This window comes from Plantibacter flavus (assembly GCF_051487245.1).
Classification (GTDB): domain Bacteria; phylum Actinomycetota; class Actinomycetes; order Actinomycetales; family Microbacteriaceae; genus Plantibacter; species Plantibacter flavus_B.
Map to the genome: position 1 here is coordinate 183,445 of NZ_JAHVDH010000002.1, position 12,753 is coordinate 196,197.

11 protein-coding genes and 1 tRNA gene are annotated in these 12,753 nt (G+C 68.7%); 3 read left to right on the top strand and 9 right to left on the bottom strand.

What is annotated here, in order from left to right:
- Positions 1–48: 48 nt before the first annotated feature.
- The 5 genes from KXS11_RS04705 to KXS11_RS04725 all read right to left on the bottom strand — a co-directional run bounded on the left by KXS11_RS04705 (position 49) and on the right by KXS11_RS04725 (position 4,957).
- Positions 49–1,056, bottom strand: a complete 1,008-nt coding sequence (locus tag KXS11_RS04705; protein ID WP_437384317.1) for a helix-turn-helix transcriptional regulator — start codon at positions 1,054–1,056, stop codon at positions 49–51.
- Complete coding sequence (locus KXS11_RS04710; RefSeq protein WP_437384319.1) at positions 1,049–2,089, bottom strand: helix-turn-helix transcriptional regulator; 1,041 nt, start codon at positions 2,087–2,089, stop codon at positions 1,049–1,051. Before KXS11_RS04710 ends, KXS11_RS04705 begins: the two co-directional genes overlap by 8 nt.
- A gap of 79 nt (positions 2,090–2,168) precedes the next feature.
- Positions 2,169–3,131 carry an FKBP-type peptidyl-prolyl cis-trans isomerase gene (locus tag KXS11_RS04715; RefSeq protein WP_437384321.1) on the bottom strand — a complete coding sequence of 321 codons (963 nt, stop codon included), beginning with the start codon at positions 3,129–3,131 and terminating at the stop codon, positions 2,169–2,171.
- A 72-nt stretch (positions 3,132–3,203) separates the two neighbouring features.
- Positions 3,204–4,253, bottom strand: a complete 1,050-nt coding sequence (locus KXS11_RS04720) for a tRNA (adenine-N1)-methyltransferase (RefSeq protein ID WP_437384323.1) — start codon at positions 4,251–4,253, stop codon at positions 3,204–3,206.
- Complete coding sequence (locus KXS11_RS04725) at positions 4,250–4,957, bottom strand: HAD family hydrolase (protein ID WP_437384325.1); 708 nt, start codon at positions 4,955–4,957, stop codon at positions 4,250–4,252. The genes KXS11_RS04720 and KXS11_RS04725 overlap by 4 nt, the downstream gene beginning before the upstream one ends.
- 81 nt (positions 4,958–5,038) lie before the next feature.
- Here KXS11_RS04725 and KXS11_RS04730 point away from each other — a divergent pair, with 81 nt between their 5' ends.
- Complete coding sequence (locus KXS11_RS04730) at positions 5,039–5,989, top strand: PAC2 family protein (RefSeq protein ID WP_437384327.1); 951 nt, start codon at positions 5,039–5,041, stop codon at positions 5,987–5,989.
- A 12-nt stretch (positions 5,990–6,001) separates the two neighbouring features.
- On the opposite strand, the gene mshC is transcribed toward KXS11_RS04730, so the two are convergent.
- From mshC to KXS11_RS04745, 3 genes are all read right to left on the bottom strand, one after another.
- Entirely contained in the window at positions 6,002–7,240 is a 1,239-nt protein-coding gene (gene mshC, locus KXS11_RS04735; RefSeq protein ID WP_437384329.1) for a cysteine--1-D-myo-inosityl 2-amino-2-deoxy-alpha-D-glucopyranoside ligase, read from the bottom strand.
- Positions 7,237–8,061, bottom strand: a complete 825-nt coding sequence (locus KXS11_RS04740; protein WP_437384330.1) for an undecaprenyl-diphosphate phosphatase — start codon at positions 8,059–8,061, stop codon at positions 7,237–7,239. Before KXS11_RS04740 ends, mshC begins: the two co-directional genes overlap by 4 nt.
- 137 nt (positions 8,062–8,198) lie before the next feature.
- Complete coding sequence (locus KXS11_RS04745; protein ID WP_437384332.1) at positions 8,199–9,518, bottom strand: M20/M25/M40 family metallo-hydrolase; 1,320 nt, start codon at positions 9,516–9,518, stop codon at positions 8,199–8,201.
- Between the two features lie 174 nt (positions 9,519–9,692).
- Here KXS11_RS04745 and KXS11_RS04750 point away from each other — a divergent pair.
- A tRNA-Leu gene (locus KXS11_RS04750) sits at positions 9,693–9,775 on the top strand.
- A gap of 176 nt (positions 9,776–9,951) precedes the next feature.
- Here the strand turns inward: KXS11_RS04750 and KXS11_RS04755 are convergent.
- Positions 9,952–11,769 carry a DEAD/DEAH box helicase gene (locus tag KXS11_RS04755; RefSeq protein WP_437384334.1) on the bottom strand — a complete coding sequence of 606 codons (1,818 nt, stop codon included), beginning with the start codon at positions 11,767–11,769 and terminating at the stop codon, positions 9,952–9,954.
- A gap of 147 nt (positions 11,770–11,916) precedes the next feature.
- Here KXS11_RS04755 and KXS11_RS04760 point away from each other — a divergent pair, with 147 nt between their 5' ends.
- Positions 11,917–12,726, top strand: a complete 810-nt coding sequence (locus KXS11_RS04760) for an SGNH/GDSL hydrolase family protein (RefSeq protein ID WP_437384335.1) — start codon at positions 11,917–11,919, stop codon at positions 12,724–12,726.
- The last annotated feature ends 27 nt before the right edge of the window (positions 12,727–12,753 follow it).

Genomic DNA, 12,753 nt, shown 5'->3' on the forward strand with positions numbered 1-12,753 from the left:
GCCCCCACTCTACCCTGCATCCGCGTGCGTGCCGCGTGAGTGGAGAGGTCAGTCGGAAGGGGGTGTCCGGTACTGCGCGAGTCCGGCGGCAGCCCAGTCGGCGACGGCGACTCGGGCGTCCTCCGGACCGAGCACCGTGATGAGGCCGGGGTGGGCTGCGACGAGTCTCTTGAGTCCGTGGTGATGAGCCAGTCGGAGCGTCGCCGTGACGTCCGGATCCGCCGCTTCGAGCGACGCGGCCCCGGTCGGTCGGTCGACGGCGACCACGTAGTCGTCGATGAGCGCGAGGACCGAGTTGCGAACGAGGACGGTCACCGTGCGGTCGGAGTCGCTCGGCTCGAAGAGCGCCGTCGGGACCACGACGTCGGCTTCGCGGAAGACGACCTCCGCGGCACTCTCCCGGAGCTGCGTCATCCGGTCGAGCCGGAAGCGCCTCGTCGCCTCGCGCAGATGGCACCAGCCGTACAGGTACCAGTCCTGGTCCTGGGACTCGAGTCGGAGCGGGTCGACGAGTCGCGCCTCGGTGGAGCCCCGGGCGTCCACGTAGTCGAACTCCACGCTGCGGCCGGCGGCCAACGCCGACCTGATGATGCCGACGGCGGCGGCCGAGTAGGACTCGGTGACGGCGAGCTGTCCAGGGGCGGAGGACGCGCCGCGGGCGAGCTTCGCCATGACGCCGCCGATCACATCGCTGTCGACGAACTCGGGGAGACGCTGGAGCGACTGCAGTCCGGCGATGAGGGCCGAGGCCTCCCTCGCGGAGAACCGCGGGCTGTCGTCGAGTGCGACACGGTGGGTGAGGACGATCTCGTCGTCCTCTTCGAAGCTGCCCCAGTCGATGTCGAAAAGGTCTCCGGCCAGGTACTGGCGGGTGTCGCCGGGCACGCCCGAGACGGTGAGCAGTTCGACCGCCTCGCGGATCTGCTGCGGTGGCAGCCCGAAGTGGCGGGCGGCCTCATCGACGGTCACGCGTTCGCGATCGATCAGGTACGGCACGAGGGAGAGGAGGAAGATGAGCTTGTCCTGGGCGCGAGGCGCGCCTGGTCGCTTAGCCACGGGTGTCCTCCTCGGTGGATCCGGCGGTGACGGCGTCGCTGTGTCGGGCGACGACGAGCGCGAGGCGGGACGACACGGCCTCGACCAGTTCCGGGGGCGACACGACCAGCACCTCCGGACCGAAGCCGGAGAGCTCGTCGGCGAGGATGTTGAGGTCGAGGTACGGCAGCGTCAGCTCCGACGGGTCGGTGCTGCTGCCCTGGTACCGGTTCCCGAGCCGGGCTGCGGCATCGGTACCGGGCTGTACCCGCACGATCGCACGCTGAGATGCCGAGACGCGCCGAAGTCCTTCGACCGCTTCGGCCGCGTGGTCGCGGTCGTCGGTCGTGAACGTCGTGCCCGTCGGCTTCACCGCGCCGACGATGCGCGACAGGAGGAAGGTCCGGGGTTCGTCGACGGTCTGGTCGGTGGCGAAGAGGTGCCAGCGACCCTCGTGCTGCACGAGGGCGAGCGGGGCGACCGTCCGGACGCGCGGCCGTTCCTCACCGGGCTTCAAATACGGGAAGGTGACGACGGCACGGCGCTCCAGAGCGGCGTCGAGGGGTTCGAACGACGCCTCCCGCGTGCGCAGCCGCGGCGCGTAGCCGATGATCGGTTCATCGGGGTCGATGCCGAGCGAGCGAAGCTTCGTCATCGCGCGCTGCGATTGTCCCGACAGCGAGCCTTCGCGCCAGACGGTCGCGGCGAGGGACAGCAGCGAGAGCTCGGCGGGGGTGAACCGGACGTCTGCCGGCAGCTCGTAGGCGCCCTTCGGGATGCGGTAGCGCATCGACTGGTTGTTGCCCGGCTCCCCCGGCTGCTCGATGGTCTCGAGGGGAACGCCGAGCTCGCGGATGTTGTCCTTGTCTCGCTCGAACTGCCGCTCGAGGCTCGCGTTCGCGCCGTCGCTCGAGAACTGCTGACGGTAGCCCTGCACTGTGGACAGGATCTCGTTCTTCGTCAGGCCGGTCTGTGTGGCGAGGAGGGCGAGTACGAGGCTGAAGAGCCGCTCCTCCACCGGGACCGGCTTCGGGGATTCACGGGCTGAGGACACCCGACCAGTCTACCGACGGACGGCCCGTCCCCTCCCGCACGACGCGGGTGGAGACGGGCCGTCCGATGGCTGGAGGGTGCTACTTCGGCGGGCTGACCGTGCCCAGCACGTCGATGACGAACACGAGCGTCGAGTTCGCCGGCACCTGCTGCGTTCCCTGGTCGCCGTAGCCGTCCTTCGGCGTCACCACCAGGATGACCTGGGAGCCGACCTTCGTGCCCACCACGGCGTCGTTGAAGGCCTTGATCGTCTGCCCGCCGCCGGCGGTGAAGACGAACGGCTCGCCCTTGTCCCAGCTGCTGTCGAAGACGCTCTTGCCGTCCCAGAGCACGCCGGTGTAGTTCACGATGACCTGGTCGCCCTCCTTCACGGTCGCGCCGTCGCCCACACGGGAGAGCGTGTGCTTCGTCGTCTTGGGGGCGCCCGTCGAGGGGATCGTGACGCCGGGCTGGCCGTTCGGTGCGGTCACCACCGAGGGGAAACCGGACGGGATGGGCTGTTCGGCGCCGTCGGCACGACCGAGGGCCGCGCCTTCGATGTCGGCCACGATGACGAGGGTGTCATCCTTCTTGATGCCTTCGGCCTCGCTGCCGCCGCTGGCGGCAAGGCCGTCTTCTGGGGAGATCGCAGCGACGACGCGTGACCCGACGGTCGCGCACGCGAAGGTCTTCTTGAAGCCTTCGAGCGTCTGGGGCGACGACAGGTAGCTGGCGGAGCTGCCGCCGGCGGTGTACGGCGTCTGGGTGATGACCTCGCCGGTGCGTCCGTTGAAGACCGTCCAGTTGACGATTGCCGTGCCGTCGGCCGGAACGGTGGCCCCGTCACCCTGGATGACGACCTCGCGCTCAGTCGTCTTGGTGTACAGCGGGGTCGGGAGGTCGACGGTCGGCGCGGTGCCGAACGCTCCGGAGACCGAGACGGCCTTGGTCGCTGCCCCGGGCGCAGCCGCTGGTTCGCAGGACGCTGCCGCTGATGCGGTGCAACCCGTCAGGGAGACCAGAAGCAGGCCTGCTGCGGCGATGAGAGCTGGTGCAGTGCGCACGGATCCTCGTTTCGGTGATGCGGGTGGGACGGCAGGGCGCCGTCGCACAGTTTAGTGGACGTTGGGTTGTGGTCAGCGCTCGTCGTCGACGGCGCCGAGGTCGCTTTCATCGGTGTCCGACGAGGTGCCCTCGAGCCCACGGCCACGGGAGAGTTCGGCGCTCGCCCCGGCCGCGCGTGCGCGCTTCCGGAGGATCTTCGCGCTGGCCGACCGCTCACCGAGCGCACCGGGCGTCCAGAGCTCGACGTCCTCGTCCTTGAAGTCCGTCTTCGACGCGCGTCGCTTGAGCTCGGGCAGGATCGTGCCGGGCGCGAGTTTGCGGGCGGTGATCAGGAAGCCGGTGTGGGCGACCATGCGGTGGTCGGGTCGGACGGCGAGGCCTTCCACGTGCCAGCCGCGGACCATCGTCTCGTTCGACTGCGGGTTGGTGAAGCCACCGGTCGCGCGGAGCGCTTCGGCGACCCGCGACAGCTGGGTGACGGTCGCGACATAGCAGAGGACGACTCCACCGGGCTTGAGCGCCTCCCACACGACGTCGAGGCACTCCCACGGTGCGAGCATGTCGAGGACCACTCGGTCGACGGACTCCGCGGGCATCGTGGCGGGCAGCGCATCCTGGAGGTCACCGACGGTGACGGACCAGTTCTCCGGGTCGTAGCCGAAGAAGGTCGCGGCGTTGCTCCGGGCGACCTCGGCGAAGTCGTCGCGGCGCTCGAACGAGGCGAGTCGGCCGGATGGTCCGATCGCACGCAGGAGCCACAGCGAGAGCGCGCCGGAACCGACACCGGCCTCGACGACCGTCGCTCCGGGGAAGATGTCCGCCTGTCCGATGATCTCGGCGGCGTCCTTCGGGTAGATGATCGCCGCGCCGCGGGGCATCGACATCACGAAGTCGACGAGCAGCGGACGGAGGGCGAGGTACTCGATGCCCTCGGTGTTCGCGATGACACTGCCGTCGGGCAGACCGATGATCTCCGTGTGCTCGATGACACCGCGGTGCGTGTGGAACGCCTTGCCGACCTCGAGGGTCACGGTGTTCTTCCGTCCCTTGGGGCCGGTGAGCTGGACGCGGTCGCCCGCGCGGAAGGGTCCGCTGTTCTGCGGCTGGTGGTTCGCGCTCATCGGCGTGCTGCCTCGTCTTCGTGGGAGTGTTCGGTGGTCGAGCCTGCTGCGGAGCGCAGCTCGGCGAGGTCGGCGAGGCCACGACCGACGAGGGTGTCCCACGTCGTGTGGCCGGGGCCGGCCGGGATCGGGATGATGTGCGGTACGGACACCGCGATGGTGCCGGCGGCCACAGCTGAAGCGAGACCGGTCGCGGAGTCCTCGATGGCGACGCAGTCGCCGGGGTCCACGCCGAGGGCCTTGGCCGCACGCAGGTACGCCTCGGGGTGCGGCTTCGGTTCGTCGACCTCGTCACCCGCGACGATCAGGTCGAAGGCGTCGAACGGGATGCCGCGAGCGATGTCCTCGGCCATCGATCTGATCGACATCGTCACGAGTGCGGTCGGCACTCCCGCGGCACGCAGCGACTTCAGCAGATCCTGGGCACCTGGGCGGAACGGGACGCCGCGTTCCTCGATGAGACGCCGCACGTGGTCTGTGAGATGGGCGACGATGCCGTCTGCATCGAGGTCGACGCCACGGCTCTGCAACACGGCCGCGGAGTTCCAGAGGCCGGAACCGACGAGCAGGAGGCCGTCCTCGTGCGTCCACACTCCCCCGTGGGCCGCGACCAGCTCGGTCTCGGCCTCCATCCAATAGGGCTCGGTGTCGACGACGGTGCCGTCCATGTCCCAGAGGACTGCGGCGGGGAGGAGAGTGGTCACGGGGTGCCATGCTACCGGGTGGTGGAGCGCCTATCCTGGATGGATGGTCGCGGGAGGTTCCCGTGCGCCGAGGAGTGTGACGTGACCGAAGACACCAAGGGACCGCTCAGCGGTCGCCTGCTCGTGGTGGCGTTCGAGGGATGGAACGACGCCGGTGAGGCGGCCAGCGGCGCCGTGCGCGTCCTGCGTGACTCGCTCGCGCTGCAGCCACTGCTCGAGATCGACCCCGAGCCCTATTACGACTATCAGTTCAACCGTCCGACGGTCGGCGTCGACGAGGACGGGAAACGCTCCCTCACCTGGCCGGGCACGACCATCTCCGGCCCCGACCCCGCAGCGGCGAAGCCCGCGACTCCGCTCGCCGAGGACGCCGAGCTCAGGGTGAGCGCCGACGGCGGCGACAACGTGTTCGTCCTCCTCGGCTCCGAGCCGTCACGCGGCTGGAGGGCCTTCGTCGACGAGATCCTCGCCGTGGTCGCGGAGCACCGCATCACGAGCATGGTCATGCTCGGTGCGATGCTCGCCGACGTCCCGCACACGAGGCCCATCTCCGTCTTCGCCTCGAGCGAGAGCGCCGAGCTCCGACAGGAGCTGTCACTCGAACGCAGTACCTACGAGGGTCCCGTCGGTATCCTCAGCGTGCTCGCCGACGCCGCAGAACGGCAGGGTGTGCAGAGCCTGTCGGTGTGGGCGTCGGTCCCGCACTACGTGCACAGTGCGCCGTCACCGAAGGCTGTGCTGGCCCTCATCGACAAGCTCGAGGAGCTCATCGACGTCGTGATCCCCCGTGGCGGGCTCATCGAGGAGTCCGGCGAGTGGCAGAGCGGGATCGACACGCTCGCGGCAGAAGACGAGGACATGGCGGCCTACATCCACCAGCTGGAGCAGGCACGCGACACCGTCGAGTCGCCGGAGGCGAGCGGCGAGGCGATCGCCAAGGAGTTCGAACGATACCTCCGACGCGACGAGGGCAAAGGCGACGGCAAAGGCGACGGCAAGGGCGACGAGCCCTGGCGCAAGGACCGAGAGTAGCGAGGTCTCGGCTCAGCGCACACCGAGCAGCGCATCGATACTGGCCCGTGTGAGGGCGGCGTCGTCGACGCCGGTCTGCGCGGCCGCATCGAGCAGCGCGATCGCGCCCGGCGTGTCGAGGTCGTCAGCGAGGCGTTCGCGGAGGCCGGCGAGCAGTGCGGTCGCGGACGCGCCATCGACGACGCTGCCGGCGAAGGCCGCACGCCACCGCGCGATCCGCGCCTCGCCTTCGTCGAGGTGGCGATCGTGCCACTCCCAGTCGGTGCGGTAGTGGTTCGCCAGGATCGCCAACCGGATGGCCGCCGGATCCGCGCCGTCGGCGGCTAGTCGAGAGACGAGGACGAGATTGCCCAGCGACTTCGACATCTTGGTTCCCTCGTAGGCGACCATCCCGGCATGGCTGAACACCTTCGCGAGCGGGTGCCCAGACAGCGCTGCGGCGTGACCGGCGCTCAGGTCGTGGTGCGGGAACACCAGGTCCGAGCCGCCTCCCTGCACCGTGAAGTCGGAACCGAGGTGCTGGAGGGCGATGACGGAGCACTCGATGTGCCAGCCGGGACGGCCACGACCGACGACGGAGTCCCAGCTGGGTTCGTCGTCACGGGCGGCACGCCACAGCAGCGGGTCGAGCGGGTCGCGCTTCCCGGCTCGGTCGGGATCTCCCCCGCGCTCGGCGAAGTACGCGGCCATCGTGGCCTCGTCGAGGCCACTCTCCGCGCCGACATGCCACACGTCGTCGCCCGCTGCTCGGACATCGAAGTAGATGTCGTCGCCCACTGCGCTGTCGGGTGTCTCGACCCGGTACCCGACACCGCGCTCGATGAGGAGCGCCACGGCTTCCGCGATCGGATCGATCACTTCCGTGACGGCGACGTAGTCCTCGGGTGGGAGGATCCGCAGTCGTTCCATGTCGCTGCGGAACAGATCGACCTGACTGGCGGCGAGTTCGCGCCAGTCGACGCCCGTCGCGTTCGCCCGTTCGAGCAGTGGGTCGTCGACGTCGGTGATGTTCTGCGCATAGTGCACCTCGTAGCCGGCGTCGAGCCAGACCCGCTGCAGCGTGTCGTACGCGAGGTAACTCGATGCATGGCCGAGGTGGGTCGCGTCGTACGGGGTGATGCCGCAGACGTACAGCCGTGCCGTGCGCTCCGCCGAAGCCTCGATGAGACTGGCGCTCGGGGTGTCCCAGAGGCGTGGAGCGGTGCCGGAGCCGGGGAGGGCCGGGACGTCCGGGGCGGGCCAGGCCCTCACGCGGCGATCACGCCCGTGCCGAGGAGCACGAGGAGGACGACGCCGAGCACGATGCGGTAGATGACGAAGGGCAGGAAGCTGCGCTTCGAGATGTAGCCCATGAAGAAGACGATGACGGCCAGGCCGACGACGAATGCGATGATCGTCGCGACGAGCGTCTCCAGTGGGCCGTACGCGCTCGGTTCACCGACGCTCTTGAACACCTGGTAGAACCCGCTCCCGAAGACCGCGGGGATGGCGAGCAGGAAGGCGTAGCGAGCGGCTGCACGGCGCTCGTAGCCCATGAAGAGGCCCGCAGTGATCGTGCCGCCCGAGCGGGAGACGCCGGGGATCAGGGCGAGCGCCTGAGCGCCGCCGAAGATGGCGCCGTCACCGTACGTGAGGTTCTTGAGGCGACGCTTCTTCGCCCCGACATGGTCGGCGATGCCGAGCAGGATGCCGAAGACGATGAGCATGATCGCGACGATCCAGAGTGAACGGAAGGTCGTCTCGATCTCGTCTTGGAAGAGGAGGCCGAGGATGACGATGGGGAGGCTGCCGATGATGATCAGCCAACCCATCCGGGCATCAGGGTCGTTGCGCGGGATCTTGCCGACGAGGGCCTTGCACCAGGAGCTGACGATCCGGACGATGTCCCGCCAGAAGAAGACGACGACAGCCGCCTCGGTACCGATCTGGGTGATCGCGGTGAATGCTGCCCCTGGGTCCTTCGCGCCGGGCAGGAACTCGCCCAGGATGCGCAGGTGCGCGCTCGAGGAGATCGGCAGGAACTCGGTGAGTCCTTGCACGAGCCCCAGGATGATGGCGTTGATGAGGTCCACAGCGCACCTTTCTGTAGCCAATCGGCTCAGTCTGCAGCCGGATGGCTGATGTTCGGCCGGATCCGGCAATCGTCGGCGGGGCGGCTCGGGAGGGGGCCTGGCGCGCTCGTGACGACGACAGGCGACTTGCTAGTATATCAGTAGTCGAGGAGGAGGTCCGTCAGGACCTGCCTGCCAAACCCTAGCGCGTCGAGCGGGACCCGCTCGTCCACTCCGTGGAACATCGCAGGGAAGTCGAGGTGCTCGGGCAGGCGCAGCGGCGCGAACCCGTAGCCGGTGATCCCGAGGAGCGAGAGCGCCTTGTTGTCGGTGCCACCGGACAGCATGTAGGGCAGGACTGGAGCGCCGGGGTCGTGCCGACCGAGGGTTGCGATGACGGCGTCGACGAGCGGCCCGGAGAACGGGGTCTCGAGCCCGATGTCGCGGTGCATGACGACGATCTCCACGTCCTCGCCGACGATGTCGGCAACGCGGGCGAGGACCGCCTCCTCTTCCCCGGGCAGGGTCCGGATGTCGATGAGTGCCTCGGCGCGGTCCGGGATGACGTTGTGCTTGTAGCCCGCCTGGAGCAGGGTCGGGTTGCTCGTCGTGCGCAGGGACGCCTGGATGAAACCGGAGGCGGTGCCTGTCGCGAGCGCGAGTTCGTCGGGGCCGAGCTGCTCGGGCGTGGTGTCGAGGATGCGCGCGATCTCCGAGAGCAGCTGTTCGGTCGTCGCGGTCAGGCGGATGGGCCACTCGGTGCGGCCGATCGCCGCGACGGCCTCCGCGAGCCTGGTGACGGCGTTGTCGTGGACATATCGCGATCCGTGGGCTGCACGACCGGTCGCGACGAGCTTGATCCACAGCAGGGCCTTCTCGGACGTCTGCAGGAGGTAGGAGCGCTGACCGCCGAACGTGATCGAGTATCCCCCGACCTCGCTGATCGCCTCGGTCGCACCCGCGAAGAGTTCCGGACGTTCGGAGACGATGTGGTGCGAGCCGAAGACGCCGCCGTTCTCCTCGTCGGAGAACATCGCGATCACGAGGTCGCGTTCGGGTCGGCGTCCGCTGCCGAGGATCTCGCGGAGCGAGGCGAGGATCATCGCGTCCATGTTCTTCATGTCCACCGCGCCGCGGCCCCACAGCAGCCCGTCCTTGATCTCCCCGCCGAACGGGTCGACCGACCAGTTCGCCGCATCCGCTGGGACGACGTCGAGGTGGCCGTGGACGACGAGGGCCGGCTTGTTCGGGTTCGCGCCAGGCACTCGAGCGACGACGCTTGTGCGACCGGGGGCCGCGTCGATGAGCTCGGGTTGGAGACCGAGCTCCTGGAGATACGCCTCCACGTACTCTGCGGCCTCGGTCTCGCCGTTCGAGCGGCCTTCGCCGTAGTTGGTGGTGTCCATGCGGATGAGGTCGCGCGCGATACGGGTCGTCTCGTCGAGCTGCGGGCTGGATGCATCTGGGCCGGAGGTCATGCCTCCACGCTACCCGCCGCACGACTTTCCGGCGCCTGGCTGCCGGAACGACGCGGGTTTCGTCGCTTCGATCGTCCTACCCGTCGCCGAATGGGGTGAAGTGGCAAACACGTCTCAAAATCCGTGATAGTGTTTCTTCTCGTGCCCGGCGAAAGCCGGAAACGAACACAACACGCGCGAGTGGCGGAATGGCAGACGCGCTAGCTTGAGGTGCTAGTGCCCTTACGGGCGTGGGGGTTCAAGTCCCCCTTCGCGCACACCGTGTTGAGACGGCGAACGGCCGGAGCGAAAGCTCCGGCCGTTCTTGTTTTCCAGACACGATCCGGTGCCTGCGTGACCGTCGACGGTCACGCGATCATGGTCGAGAGCCAGGCTCTCCCACAGCAGCACCGACGCGCGGAACGTGGTCGATCGCGCAGTTGGATGGCGCCGACTAGTGCCCGTGGCCGAGCCGACGCCGCAGGAGGTCGATCCTCGCCTGCAGCTGCGTGACGCTCGCCTGTGCGACCGCCGGTCCACCGCACACTCGTCGCAGCTCCGCATGGACGAGACCGTGTGGTTCCTTCGTGTGCTTCGCGTACAAACCGACGAGGGTGTTGAGCACCGAGCGCTGTTCCTTGAGCGTGCGGTACAGCGGAGCCGGGATGTCCGCCTCGGGTTTCGGCGACGCGGCGTTCTTGTCGACGAACGCGCCACGCTTGGCCTGGCGGCTCTGGCGCTGGACGAGGAGTTCATGCACCTGCTCGGGCTCGAGGAGTCCTGGGAACCCGATGAAGTCGAACTCCTCCTCGGTGCCGGGCTGGGCGAGCTCGCCGAACTCGGCACCGTCGAACACGACGCGGTCGAAGTGTGCGTTCGAGGAGACCGCCTGCCAGGTGAACTCCTCGAGCAGCGAATCCGACGCCTTGTCCTCGCGCTCGGCGGCCGCCATCATGGCGTCCTCCGGGTTGAACATGTCGCCTTCGGCGTCCGGATCGCTCGGGCGGTCGAGGGCGTGGTCGCGTTCGAGTTCGAGCTTTTCAGCCAGTGCCATCAGGTTCGGGACGTTCGGCAGGAAGATGCTCGCGATCTCGCCTCGACGGCGTGCTCGCACGAAGCGTCCGATCGCCTGCGCGAAGAACAGCGGCGTCGCCGAGGAGGTCGCGTAGACGCCGACGGCGAGGCGTGGCACGTCGACGCCTTCGGACACCATGCGGACGGCGACCATCCAGCGCTTGTCGTTCGCGGAGAAGTCCGCGATCCGGTCGCTCGCCTCCTTCTCGTCGGAGAGCACGATCGTGGGCAGCTCCCCCGTCAGCTCGTGGAGGATCGACGCGTAGGCGCGGGCGGTCATCTGGTCGGTCGCGATGACGAGGCCGCCGGCGTCTGGGACGGACTGACGGACCTCGGACAACCGGAGGTCGGCAGACTTCAGGACGGCGGGGATCCAGTCGCCCTGGGGGTCGAGCGCCGTCCGCCAGGCCGCGGAGGTGATGTCCTTGGTGTTGCCCTCGCCGAGCCTCGCCTCCATCTCGTCGCCGGCCTTCGTGCGCCAGCGCATGTGTCCCGCATAGACCATGAAGAGGACGGGTCGGACGACGCCGTCCTGGAGCGCACGGCCGTAACCGTAGTTGTAGTCGGTGACCGAGGTACGGATGCCCTGGTGGTCGGGCTGGTAGACGACGAACGGGATCGGGGCGGTGTCGGAGCGGAACGGCGTCCCCGTGAGCGACAACCGCCGCGTCGCACGGGAGAACGCCTCGTGGATGCCGTCGCCCCAGCTGAGGGCGTCGCCGCCGTGGTGCACCTCGTCGAGGATGACGAGCGTTCGGCCCGAGTCCGTGGTGCGCTGGTGCACCGGAGGGTTCGCTGCGACCTGGGCGTAGGTGACGGCGACGCCGTGGTAGTGGCGACCGAACACCTGGTCGCGGTTGGCGAAGTTCGGGTCGAGTCGGATACCCACGCGGCTCGCCGCCTCCGCCCACTGGCGCTTCAGATGGTCGGTCGGAGCGACGACGGTGATGCGGTCGACCGTGCCGCGGTGCAGGAGTTCCGAGGCGAGTCGGAGGGCGAAGGTCGTCTTGCCTGCGCCGGGTGTCGCAGCGGCGAGGAAGTCGCGGGGTTCGGTCGCGAAGTACTGTTCGAGCGCTTCGGCCTGCCAGGCTCGCAGCTTGCTGGCCGTACCCCAGGCGGCACGCTCCGGGAAGGCCGGCGAAAGGTGTTCGGCTGCGGAGCTGCCCAGATGCTGGGTCGATGGGTTTTCCGCGTTCACTGGAGACCAATGTACCCGAGACGGACGACACCGCCGACCATCGGGGACGCGTCCCAGCCGATCCGGATCTCCGTCGCGCGGCTGATCCGCGCGGTCGGCACGAGGCGTACGCTGGAGGTTCTGGGTCGGCATCTGGAGGAGCGCAGCATGAGCGGACAGCACCATCCCTGGTCACGGTACGTCGCGATCGGCGACTCCTTCACCGAGGGCATCGGCGACCCGGAGCCCGGAACGCCGGGCGGCCATCGCGGTTGGGCCGACCGCGTCGCCGAGGTGCTCGACGCCCAGAACTCCGAGTTCTCGTACGCCAACCTCGCGGTCCGCGGCAAGCTCGCCCAGCAGATCCTCGACGACCAGATCGAGCCGGCCCTGGAGTTGCGCCCCGACCTCATCACGATCTCCGCTGGCGGCAACGACGTCATCCGTCCGGGCACCGACCCCGACGACATCGCACGTCGCCTGGAGCAGGCCATCGTCCGGCTCCGGAGCGACGGAGCGACGGTCGTCCTCTTCACCGGGGTCGATGTCGGCTTCTCCCCCGTCTTCCGCAGCATCCGTGGCAAGGTCGCGATCTACAACGAGAACCTCCGCGCGATCGCGAAGCGTCATGACTGCATCATCGCCGATCAGTGGTCGCTGTCCGCGATCCAGGACCCCCGCATGTGGGCTCCCGACCGTCTGCACCTGAACGCCCTCGGACATCACGAGGTCGCGCGAATGGTGCTCGAGGCGCTCAACGTCGAGAACGAGCTGAAGCCGCTGCAGCCGGAACCGCTTCCGGCAAGCCGCTGGCGTCAAGCCCGCACGGAAGACCTCGCGTGGGCACGTGAGTACCTCGTGCCCTGGGTGCTGCGTCGGATCCGTCACCAGTCGTCCGGCGATCACATCACCGCGAAACGACCGCTGGCGGGCCCATTCCACCCTGGCGAGGTGCAGGAGCAGGAACTCGACGTCTGACGAGCGCACCCGCGCGCTGGACGGCCT